Annotated in this window: 10 protein-coding genes; all 10 read right to left on the bottom strand. The window is 52.7% G+C overall.

Going from position 1 to position 10,063, the window contains the following annotated elements; genetic code table 11:
- Positions 1 to 41: 41 nt before the first annotated feature.
- The 10 genes from V5T82_RS08810 to V5T82_RS08765 all read right to left on the bottom strand — a co-directional run bounded on the left by V5T82_RS08810 (position 42) and on the right by V5T82_RS08765 (position 10,063).
- The gene (locus tag V5T82_RS08810) at positions 42 to 1,736 is read right to left on the bottom strand and encodes a carbamoyltransferase C-terminal domain-containing protein (RefSeq protein WP_332895253.1); all 1,695 of its coding nucleotides are present in this window, start codon (positions 1,734 to 1,736) and stop codon (positions 42 to 44) included.
- Positions 1,737 to 1,781: 45 nt separating this feature from the next.
- A complete protein-coding gene (gene pseG, locus V5T82_RS08805) occupies positions 1,782 to 2,831 on the bottom strand; it encodes a UDP-2,4-diacetamido-2,4,6-trideoxy-beta-L-altropyranose hydrolase (protein WP_332895252.1) in 1,050 nt (349 codons plus the stop codon).
- Between the two features lie 15 nt (positions 2,832 to 2,846).
- Entirely contained in the window at positions 2,847 to 3,632 is a 786-nt protein-coding gene (hisF, locus tag V5T82_RS08800; protein WP_332895251.1) for an imidazole glycerol phosphate synthase subunit HisF, read from the bottom strand.
- Positions 3,629 to 4,255 (bottom strand): imidazole glycerol phosphate synthase subunit HisH, encoded by a 627-nt coding sequence (gene hisH, locus V5T82_RS08795; protein WP_332895250.1) that lies wholly within the window; start codon positions 4,253 to 4,255, stop codon positions 3,629 to 3,631. Before hisH ends, hisF begins: the two co-directional genes overlap by 4 nt.
- Positions 4,252 to 5,433 (bottom strand): N-acetyl sugar amidotransferase, encoded by a 1,182-nt coding sequence (locus V5T82_RS08790; RefSeq protein WP_332895249.1) that lies wholly within the window; start codon positions 5,431 to 5,433, stop codon positions 4,252 to 4,254. The genes hisH and V5T82_RS08790 overlap by 4 nt, the downstream gene beginning before the upstream one ends.
- Before the next feature lie 18 nt (positions 5,434 to 5,451).
- The gene (locus tag V5T82_RS08785) at positions 5,452 to 6,303 is read right to left on the bottom strand and encodes an SDR family oxidoreductase (RefSeq protein WP_332895248.1); all 852 of its coding nucleotides are present in this window, start codon (positions 6,301 to 6,303) and stop codon (positions 5,452 to 5,454) included.
- Positions 6,300 to 7,262, bottom strand: coding sequence for a UDP-N-acetylglucosamine 4,6-dehydratase (inverting) (gene pseB, locus V5T82_RS08780; RefSeq protein ID WP_442917454.1), 963 nt, complete (start codon positions 7,260 to 7,262; stop codon positions 6,300 to 6,302). Before pseB ends, V5T82_RS08785 begins: the two co-directional genes overlap by 4 nt.
- A gap of 377 nt (positions 7,263 to 7,639) precedes the next feature.
- Positions 7,640 to 9,472 (bottom strand): carbamoyltransferase family protein, encoded by a 1,833-nt coding sequence (locus V5T82_RS08775; protein ID WP_332895247.1) that lies wholly within the window; start codon positions 9,470 to 9,472, stop codon positions 7,640 to 7,642.
- A gap of 12 nt (positions 9,473 to 9,484) precedes the next feature.
- Positions 9,485 to 9,634 carry a DUF5989 family protein gene (locus tag V5T82_RS08770; protein WP_332895459.1) on the bottom strand — a complete coding sequence of 50 codons (150 nt, stop codon included), beginning with the start codon at positions 9,632 to 9,634 and terminating at the stop codon, positions 9,485 to 9,487.
- 9 nt (positions 9,635 to 9,643) lie between these two features.
- The gene (locus V5T82_RS08765) at positions 9,644 to 10,063 is read right to left on the bottom strand and encodes a hypothetical protein (protein WP_332895246.1); all 420 of its coding nucleotides are present in this window, start codon (positions 10,061 to 10,063) and stop codon (positions 9,644 to 9,646) included.

Raw genomic sequence — 10,063 nt, 5'->3', positions numbered from 1 at the left:
GTTTCACCGATAATAAAGAAGATGGTGTCCTGCCCAGGCGTTTACACACCGTCAGGCTGACGAACAAGGTAATCGCCTAAGGCCATGTAAGGCAGCCCGCTGGCGACAAAGGCTCGAATGGCATCGCTTGCATCCCCAACGATCGGTTCTTCATGCATGTTGAAACTGGTGTTCACAACACTGGAAAAGCCTGTCAGGGATTTGTAGTGTTCCAAAATTTCATGAAATTCCGGATACAGTTCTTTGCTAACCAATTGCGGACGCGCCGTTTTGTCGATGTGAACGGCTGCCGGAGCGTCTTGGCACATTTTTTCGGTACAATCGAAGGTCATAGTCATGTAATTGGCAGGCACCCGTGCTTTGTCCAGATTGTGATAAAGCTCAGGCGCGTCTTCGATAAGTGTGGCCGGTGCAAAAGGCATGAACTCCGAGCGCTTCAAGCGATCATTCAGCCACTCGTTCGCCGATGGGTCATTGGCTTTGTACAGAATGCTGCGATTACCCAGTGAACGTGGCCCGTATTCCATGGCGCCGTTACACCGAACGACAACGCTCCCGTCTGCCAACAAATCGGCAACGCTGTGAGCGAGGTTCTCGGGGCGCTCATACGGCAGGCCGCTTTTTTCCAGGGCGGCTACCACCTCGTCATCTTCAATCGTCATGCCCAACAGCATCGACTTGGGCGGCACTGGGTTCTTACCTGTTTTTTCGACATACGCCAACCATGCCGTACCGACAGCCAAGCCACCATCGCCCATACACGGGAAAACGTACACGTCCGAAACATTGTCCAGTTCCGTGATCCTTTGGTTAAGCTTCACGTTGGCAAAAATGCCACCGGCCAAAGCAAAGCGCTTAGGCGTGTTGCTCAAACTGGAAATCAGTTCGCACACGACCTCTTCGAGACGTTTTTGCGCCGCTGCAGAAACATCTTCACGGCTGTAGTTTTGGATAAAGTCAACCAGCGGCGGAGAATCATAGGTCGGTGCAAACAATCCGTTTTCGGCGTGGCCGACAAACTTCGCGCCCTCAACGTCGGCGCTGACCATATTACCGATCTCACCATACGATTTCGGATCTGAACAATACGCAGCAAGCCCCAGAACCTTGCCTTCGTGGCGGTGGGGAATGAAGCCCAGGGACTTCGTAATGGCACCGTAGAAGTAGCCCAGAGAATCTATCGTCGGGGTAGTGCTGATGTGTTCCATCTTGCCGTTCGAACACGACCAGATGGTCCCAGAAGCATCTTCGCCCCAACCATCTGCCGTCACTGTGATGCAATCGTCCCAACCGGATGCATAGTACGCGCTGGCCGCGTGAGCTTCGTGGTGGGGGAAGGTGATGACGGGGCGACCGAGAGATTCAAGCTCGCGGATAATCGCGGGCGTACGTTCTTCACACACGAACGTTTCATGATCGAGGCGTTGCTGGATTTGTTGCAACTGGTGCTCACGCAATGCTTCGGAGATATCCGCCTCGCGAATGCGTTGGAAAGCGGCTTCAAAAGCAGTCTTGTCCGGAGACGTCGGCGCACCGTGAACTGCGAAGAAATCGATCTCACTAAGCTTTAATCCGCCGATTTCCAAGACCTTGTCGATGGCTTTTCGCGGGACGCCTTTCCACAATTTTTCACGGTTGAGACGTTCTTCACCGATTGCGGCAACCAACACACCGTCAGATACCAAAGCGGCGGTGGCATCTGCGGTAAAAGCTATTCCAATGATATTTAAAGACATAAGTTCTGGTTCTCGTCGGCTTGGAGAATGAGTTCTTTAACGCACTTAGGCGGCTATGACCTCGTCAATGACGGAGACCACCCGTTTCGTTCCGGTTCCATCGCACACGGCTACGGCTTTGTCTACCATTTGTGCATATTGGGCAGTATTCAAAGCGATATCGCGAAACGCCTGAACGATATCGTGTTCCATAACCTTAGAATACCACCCCAGGTTTATGGTCGCGCCTGCGCATTGCATCGCCTCAGCAATGCGCTCCTGATTGTCGGCCATCACAATGGTGATGGACGGCAAGCTCAGACAACAGCGTTCCAACGCCGTTACGCCGGACGCGCCGATACTTAAATCACAATCTGCCAGTAATTGGGCCATATTCACGCCGTCAGCATGAAGCGTTACGTTATGATCCAGGGTCTTAGTCACGCACAAAACGTCTTCAAAGTGGGGGGCTTGGCGCAACAAGACCACATCAAGCTGCAGCTTTTCATCGACGGAAGATAACGCTTGCAAGACCTGTTTGGTGAAATTGTGTGAATCCGTCATGCCCATACTGACCACGATACGCCGCGGTGCCTGGCAAGTCTTGTGGTGCTGGTAGGCCTGGTTTTTAAGTTCTGCGAATTCCGGGCGCAACAGCGCATAACCTGCACCCGTGAGTACGCGGCAATGCGGCGGAACCAAGTCGTTATATTCACCGACCTCGCGACCGAATGTTTGATCCAACACCACATCCGCATCAAGCTGGCGATTGGCCATATCATCGATCACCAAGATGGTCTCGGCCCAGGGGCGGCACTGGCGGTGATACGTTTCATCCCAAACATAGTGGTCCACGACAAGAAGTTGACAGCCCTGATTTGCAGCATCGATTAACGCTTGAGGCGTGTTGTCCACGTCTACAACATCAAAGCCACTGGTGCTGAGCGTCGGCAAAATGTCCAAGGTATCCGGTGAGACCGCAAACAACACCCGCCGACCTGAGCGTTTCAGTTCCGCAGCCAACGTCAAACAGCGGATCACATGCCCGCCCCCTATGGTCGAGGATGCATCGCATCGAATAACAGCATCATATTGATTTTGAGGTGCGGTACTCACTTTTCCCCTAAACCTTTACAGCCGCATATCGATACCCTGGGAGGCCAGGTATCGCTTCACTTTGACGAGGTTGTTGTCGGAAAAAATCAGCATGGTTCCTGCACACACGGCATCTGCACCGGCTTGAAAAGCTTCGGCCAAGTGATCCAGTGTACCCGCGCCACCTTCCAAAATCACCGGCACATCAACCATGGCACGTGCGCGTTGCAAAAGGTCTAAGTCCATACCAATGCGTTCGCCTTCCCGGTCGACGGACATCAGCCGCACTTCACCAGCACCGCGCGCGACCCCTTCTGTGAGCCAGTCTTCCCAAGTCTTTTCAGGCTCGGTTTTCTGTGTGCGGAAATCATAAAGTTCCCACCGATCGTCAACACGTTTGACATCAACACCAAGCAAGATGGCTTGACGACCATATGTATTGGCCAATTCCGAGATCAGATCGGGGTTGTCCAGCGCCGTCGTGGTGATGCAAACCTTGTCTGCACCAGCTTCGAAGCACTGGTGGGCAACACCCAACGAATCAACCCCGCCGCCGACGGTCAAGGGCATGAAGCATTCCATTGCGACCTTCGAGATCATCTCCAAATCCGGCGCACGTTGTTCTCGCGAAGCTTCGATATCAAGCAACACCAACTCATCCGCGCCTTGGGCGTTATGAGCCTTCGCCGTCGTATCCGCACGACCGGAATCTTCCCAGTCGGCAAACTGCTTGCCTTTGACCAACCGATGCCCCTTCAATAAAAGGCTCGGGATCAAGCGCTTTTTCAGCCCGTTTTGCACTATAGAGCGATCCCTGCTCACGGGTTCCACCTCATAAAGTTTGAAATCAACTTATCGCCGTTCAATTGGCTTTTTTCCGGATGGAACTGTGTTGCAAAAACCGTATCCATTTGCAAGGCCGCGACGAGAGGGGTTCCGTAGTTACACGTAGCTGCGACGATACTATCGTCGGTCGGACGCAACGTGAACGAATGGTTGAAGTAAAAATCCGCACCGTCCTTGATACCTTTGAACAGCTCTTGAGCCACCGCCCTTGCCTCGACGCTATTCCAGCCCGTGTGCGGAATACGTCGGAGTACACCCTCAACGTCATGAAGGTCTGTGACATCAGCGTCAACCCACGCCAAACCCGGTCGTTCGCAAAACTCATGCAGCGCCGACGCAATCAACTGCATGCCCAGGCAGATGCCCAACATCGGGCGGCCTTTGGTGCGCACGACCTCACGCAAGGCTTCATCCAGGCCATTTTTGGTGAGGTTTGCCATAGCCAGACCGGCTGCACCGACACCTGGCAGAACGAGGCGTTCGGCAGCCAGCACATCTTCCGGCGTGGACACCTTGACGGCATCCGCGCCCGCCATGTAGAGGGCGTTTACGATCGAGGCAATATTGCCTGCGCCGTAATCGACGACAGCGACGTTCATTTATCTACTTTACGGTCACCAACGATGCGGACCCACTGGTCAAAATCCCAGGGAGCTTTTTTTGCATGATTGTTTTCACGGTCTTCTTTGCTGGGAAACTCATGCGGCGGGACGAGGTGCGGCTTGACCAGTTCGTAGTATTCGTCCTCCGTGATGCCCAGGTAGTGCAGGAATAAGTCCAAAGCAAACGGGCGTTTGCCGTCGTACTGCTCGGTCAGACGCGCAGCTTCCTCACGGGTCATGCGGTCATTGCGAATGTCAATCGACGTCAGGTGCGCAGAACGGCCAAAACCGCGCTTGAGGTGCTTGGTATAATCGCGCAAGCCCTGCATGTAGCATTCAATTTTTTCGTATTCGTAGCCGGGCGGAACACCTTCCACTTCATCGCCCTTCCAGCCCAGCTCATCTTCGATGATCTTGACCTGTTTTTTGACATCCCAGGGAATGTAGGAGCCTAAGCAGATCGAACGAATGTTCTTCGAGCGAATTTCACGGGCGGGCGGGAAGGTGTAAGGACGAAGGTCACGTTCCGTCACCGGGAAATCGGAAATCTTATCATCCAACATGCCCAGCATGTCTTCGGCGTTGATGCCCAAGTTAACCAGAGTGTTAAAGCGGCGCTCGTCAACTTCTTCCTCTTCGCCGTATTCATAAAACGAAGTGTATTCAGCAGACGGCTCACCCCAAATCACCAGGGGGATGTTATGCCATACGGCGATCCACATCGGGTATGCAAAGATGCCCGTGTGGCAGTGCCAGCAAAAATCGCCGCGACGTTTGAGGGATTCAAACATCAGCTTGCGCACAATTTGCCAGTTCGGCGTAAAGGTGATGGAATCCACACCCAACGTGCGGAGCGTGCGCAGGTTGTTTTCAACCAGGGTCTGGCGCATAAACCCGTGGTCGAACCGAACCACCAGAGGCTTCAACTTTTTCACCTTCACCAGATACCAGAGCTGGTAGGTGGAATCCTTACCGCCCGAGAACGGGACAATGCAATCGTAATTGTATTTGCCGCGTACGGATTCGATGATCTCGTCCAGTTCGGCGCCTTTGGCATCCCAATCAATCTCGGTGTTTTTGAAATTGATCTGCTGACAAACCGAGCATTCGCCATTCTCATCAAACGCCAGCGTTTCAGCGGTTTCTGGCATTACACATTTGCTACAACTGCGCATCAATCATTCCAATAGGTCTTAGATGGTTAGCTTACGGATTTCACTGTTGAGTGTAGGCATTTGCATACCCAAGTCCGTTTCAATTCGGCTTACGTCCAGGCAAAGATTGCTGGGGCGAGGTGCCCGGCCCTCAATATCTCGCCCGCTCACGGAACGGTACTGAACGGGTTCCAGTCCCAGATGCTCGGCAAGCGACAGACAAAACGCCTGCTTGGAAAGGCCATTACGGCTGCCGAGATTATAGACCCCCGTCAGGCCCTTCTGGATCGCTTCAACGACAAACTGGCTGAGCGTTTTCATGTGAAGAGGCGAAAAATACATGTCGTTAAACAGAACCAGTTCGTCGCCCATTTTCAGCTTGCCGATGAAAAAATCGCTGAGACTTTGACGGCCCGGCGTGCGGGACGGCCCGAACATGTTGGTTCTGAAGATCAGGTGGTTTTGCGTTTTGGATGCAAACGCCTCACCTTCCAGTTTCGTTTTTCCATAGGCATTGATCGGATGCGCAGGGCGGCTTTCGGAGTTGCTGTCGCTCTCGCCGCTGTAGACCTGGTCCGTCGATAGATAGACCAACTTGGCTTCGTGCTTGGAGGCTAAGTCCGCAAGATTTTCCACAACATGCGCATTATGGCGTTTCGCGCTTTCCTGATCACGCTCACACGCATCGACATCAGTTAGGGCCGCCGTGTGAATGATGATCTTGGGCTGGACTTCTGCGATCAACGCTTCAACATCTTCGAACGCGCTCAGATCACACTGCACATCGCCGCCGGTGCGCGATGTGGTGGTCAGAGTTCCCAAATCTTGGCAGGCATCCACCAAATACGGGACCAACAGCCCCGTGGCACCCGTGATCAGCAGATCGCTCATACATCCTTCAGCAAGGTCTTGAAATCGTCGACACCAAGCCAAGTTGAGTTGTTGTCGCTAGAGTAATAGAAACCATCAGGAAGTTCTTCTTCGCCTTCGTATACGGGATCCGTATCCTGCATAGAGATAGAAGGCTTGATGACAAATCGGTCCTCAAGCATGACGGTGTTGCGCGCATCGTCTTCCGTAATCATGATTTCGTGAAGTTTCTCACCAGGGCGGATTCCGACAATGCGTTGCTCAAGATGCGGCGCCATAGCCGTTGCCAGATCCGTAATCCGCATGCTGGGGATTTTCGGAACGAAGATTTCACGGCCCTGCATCATGCCGATGGTGCTCAGCACAAAATTGACGCCGTGATCGAGCATGATCCAAAAACGGGTCATGCGCTCGTCCGTGATCGGAAGATGGTTACTGCCTTCATCAATCAGCTTCTGGAAAAACGGAATCACGCTGCCCCGAGACCCCAAGACGTTGCCGTAGCGCACTGCAGAAAACAGCGTCCTGCCCGAGCTGAGATTGTTGGCGGAAATAAAAATCTTGTCCGATGCAAGCTTGCTCGCACCATAAAGGTTTAGCGGGCTCGCAGCCTTGTCCGTCGACAAAGCCACAACCTTTTTCACGCCACAGCGAATAGCCGCCGTTGCCAGGTTTTCGGCGCCGATCACGTTTGTGCGAATGCATTCAAACGGATTGTATTCAGCTGCGGGAACGTGCTTCAAAGCAGCGGCGTGGATGACGATATCAACATCACGCAGTGCCATTTCCAAACGGTCGAGGTCGCGAATATCGCCGATGAAAAATCTCATGGTTTTCATGTCTTCATCGTTGAATTCCTGAGCCATTTCATATTGCTTGAGCTCATCGCGCGAAAAAATAATCAACTTATTGGGATGGTACCTTTTCATGACCGCATGGGCGAAGGCCTTACCAAAGGATCCTGTGCCGCCGGTGATCATGATATTGAGACCGTTTAAGTCGGGCATTTGCTTGTCAAATGTATGCATTTTTTCTCTTGAATCCGCTGAAAGTGAGCACAATATCTACCCCTTACGTAAGGCGGGTTTCAATATCTTGCTGGATAACGATGAAACAGTTCAGGATTGGTATACCGAATATCACATTTGATCAATGAAATCCGGTCATGCTACCGCAGGCCAGGTGAAAACAAATCGTGATTTCCCCTAGCTTTGGCACTAATGTTCACGTTACGAACACCCATGTCAAGGGCATTCTAATGCACGAAAACAAAACGCCCACAAACCACACTTCACGGGCGCCGTTTAGGGCTAAATTCCTCAGTTTTCCGCCAATTTGGGGGGATTTGGGTTGGGGCTTAGTCCAGCTCGAAATTGTCTTTGTAATCCAGGCGTGCATGAGCCGGTTGATCGGCCTTGTGCAAGATGCAATTTCCCACGACCAAAACGTCAATATCGGTCCCCATGAAGCACCGATATGCGTCTTCCGGCGTGCAAACGATAGGCTCGCCACGCACGTTGAAGCTGGTGTTCAACAAGACCGGGCACCCCGTATCGGCCTTAAAGTGGCTCAGCAATTCATGGAACATCGGATTGGTGTCGCTGTGGACCGTCTGAATCCGTGCGGAATAATCGACGTGGGTGACGGCAGGGATCTCCGATCTTGGAATATAGAGCTTTTCGATCCCAAATAAGTCTTGTTCTTCAGTGGTCGTGGCGCGTTGGCGCGACTTTTTCACGTCGGCCACAATCAGCATATACGGGCTGTCTGCCTCCAGATCAAACCAATCCGAGACATCTTCACGCAGCACGGCCGGAGCAAAGGGGCGGAAGGATTCACGGTATTTCACCTTGAGGTTCACCGTTTTTTGCATCGACGGTGCACGCGGGTCACCCAAAATCGAACGGGCGCCTAGCGAACGCGGCCCAAACTCCATGCGTCCTTGGAACCAGCCCACCACTTTTTGATCTTTCAAGGCAGTCGAACACTTTGAAATCAAATCACTTTCTTCCAACACGCTGTACACGGCACCGAGCGCATCAAAGCGCTGTTCGATGTCGTTTTGCACAAAAGAAGGCCCCAGATAGCTGCCCTTCATGTTGTCCTCGTCCCCAGGGGTCCGTGGCTCGTTGAAGTGAATGTGATATGCCGCGAGGGCTGCGCCGAGCGCCCCCCCGGAATCCCCCGCCGCTGGCTGCACCCAAATGTTCTTAAACGACTGATCTTTAAGAATTTTACCATTTGCAACGCAGTTCAATGCAACTCCACCGGCCAGGCACAGGTTGTCTATTCCGGTTTCCTGGGCCAGGGCGTCGGCCATTTTCAGGACGATTTCTTCCGTCACCGCTTGGACGGATGCGGCCACATCCATATGAAATTTCGTGAGCTGGTGTTCCGGGGTACGCACGGGCTCGCCGAACAAAGCCGAAAACTTGGCATTGGTCATCGTCAAGCCGACGCAATAATTGAAATACCGCATATCCAACCGGAAAGAGCCATCCGGTTTGATGTTAATCAGGTGCTCCTTCATCAGCTTGGCATACTTCGGTTCACCGTAGGGGGCGAGCCCCATTACTTTGTACTCACCCGAATTCACTTTAAATCCAAGATAGTACGTGACGGCAGAATATAAGAGGCCTAGGGAATGCGGGAAATGAAGTTCTTTGACCGTTGTCAGCGCGTTTCCATCGCCGATCGCAACCGACGAGGTGGCCCATTCTCCGACCCCGTCCATGGTCAGAACCACTGCTTTTTCAAACGGCGAACAGAAAAAAGCGGATGCGGCGTGGCTCAGATGGTGTTTCGAAAACAACAATCGTTCTTGCGGATCAAAACCCGGGTCATAGCGACGCAACTCGTCGCGCAACATGTTCTTTTGAAACAATTTTTCTCGCAGCCAAATCGGCATCGCCTTGGCGAACGACTTAAAACCGCGCGGTGCGAACGCCAGATATGTTTCCAAAAGTCGTTCAAACTTCAAAAAGGGTTTGTCGTAGAAAACCACATAGTCGACATCGGTGAGCGTGCAGCCCGCTTCTTCAAGACAGTATTCGATGGCTTTGCGCGGGAAGTTGCTGTCGTGTTTGATCCGCGAAAAGCGTTCTTCCTGGGCTGCGGCAATCACCTCGCCTCGACGAATCAGGGCCGCCGCGCTGTCATGATAATAAGCGGAGATGCCAAGAATACGCATAGAAGCCACAGCCTAGAATACAGCGTAAACGAAAGGCGCAACGGCGGAACCCTGCGTCAAAATGACCAAACCGCCAAACAGGACCATGATGATCACAATCGGCATCAGCCAGTATTTTTTTCGTACGCGCAAAAAATAAAAAAGTTCTCGTAATATATCCATCAAAGTCACTCAAAACTGGTGGGTCATAGATGACGCTTCCGCGTCTTCATCCGTCGCAATCCAATAGCTCGTCGCTGCGGGATCCATTTTCAGCCCCAAAACATCCTTCTTCGCCAAACGCAACAGCACCCCGATCGGGGTGATCAGACAATACAGCATAGCCCCCATAATCAGCGGGTTGATCACTTTGTGCAGGAGCTCGCCGAACTTAAGCCAGAGCACATTCAGGACGGCCAAGAGTTGAGGCACCACCAGTGCGATGACCAAAAAGGATGCCGCCACCGCCCCCAACACAATCACCAAAGTGCTTTCCGGATTGCTACGCCACGTGATGAGCGCGAACACGGCAAAAGCAACGGCCATCACAATCCCAAAAGCCCGCGGACTGGATTTCTTCGGCGGCTCAGCGTGTGCTGTGAGATCGTTCAT

Source organism: Magnetovibrio sp. PR-2 (assembly GCF_036689815.1).
Taxonomy (GTDB): domain Bacteria; phylum Pseudomonadota; class Alphaproteobacteria; order Rhodospirillales; family Magnetovibrionaceae; genus Magnetovibrio.
The sequence above is the reverse complement of the archived record's forward strand: the minus strand, read 5'-3'. Positions and strand labels throughout refer to the sequence as shown.